General features: G+C 58.7%; 1 protein-coding gene. It reads left to right on the top strand.

Annotation, left to right across the window (positions count from 1 at the left end; genetic code table 11):
• A partial coding sequence (locus tag AWU74_RS11995; protein ID WP_202966432.1) for a hypothetical protein occupies nt 1-210 on the top strand: 210 nt, incomplete at its 5' end.
• Nucleotides 211-635: the final 425 nt, after the last annotated feature.

Raw genomic sequence — 635 nt, forward strand, 5'->3', positions numbered from 1 at the left:
CGGTCGCTCAAGAGCGCGACGGCGCGTCGTGGCGGGCAAAACACCGTCATGCGCGGGCGGGCTTCCGGAGACGGCGGCGCGGGTGTGCCCGACGGACGCCGCGCCGCAGGTTCCGCGCGTACCGGCGGGGAACGCCGCTCGCGACCGTCCGTCAGCGACGACGGCACGCATTACAGCCCGTTTGCGGAGCTGTTAAAAAACCGTTCATGAGGCTGGACTCCTGCGCCGGCAGCGAGCACACCGGCGGCGCGGTAACGCAGAACGTGCCTATCCAGTGCATAGAGGCACTGTACAGTGCACCGGGTCGTACCTATCCAGTGTACAGGAGCGTACCTGTACACTGGATAGGTACGCAAATAGAACATTAAGGAAGCAGCACTTACTTCAGAGCAATACGGACGTACAGAGGAGCACATATGAGAACCATGCGGCATAAGCAGCGAAAATCGGGTCTTTCTTACGGCAGAAGAAAGAAGAACAAGAAACGGAACTATTTACTGAGGAAGGCAAAGAGGGTGGCGAATGAAAAAGAGGTTGTTCGTCCCGCTGATTGCACTAATGGGGAACGTCCGTCTCCACATGCGACAGCGGATACGTCTCCGGTAACGCAGGCTGACGAGGACAAAGAAAAGGCG

Source organism: Treponema endosymbiont of Eucomonympha sp., assembly GCF_001028545.1.